Annotated in this window: 1 protein-coding gene; it reads left to right on the forward strand. The window is 64.5% G+C overall.

From position 1 onward, the window contains the following. A partial coding sequence (locus tag BN358_RS23825) for an extracellular solute-binding protein (protein WP_157593475.1) occupies positions 1-332 on the forward strand: 332 nt, incomplete at both ends.

The raw sequence follows: 332 nt of genomic DNA on the forward strand, positions 1-332 counted from the left end.
TCGATGGCAAGCTCTACGGCGCGCCGAAGGACTTCGACACCATCGGGGTCTTCTACAACAAGCGGCTCTTCCAGGAAGCCGGAGTGCCTCTTCCCACGGCGGGCTGGACCTGGGACGACTTCAAGGCGGACGTGGCCAAGCTGACCAACAAGAGCGCAGGTGTCTACGGCATCGCCTCCGCGCCCTACGGCCAGATGACCTTCTACAACACCATCTACCAGGCGGGCGGCGAGGTGATCAATGCCGCCCACGACCAGATCGGTTACGGTCCCCCCAGGCGGCCGAGGGCGTCGGGATCTGGGCCGACTTCATCAAGAACGGCCAGTCGCCGA

Source organism: Sedimentibacter sp. B4 (genome assembly GCF_000309315.1).
GTDB classification, from domain to species: Bacteria; Bacillota; Clostridia; order Tissierellales; family Sedimentibacteraceae; genus Sedimentibacter; species Sedimentibacter saalensis.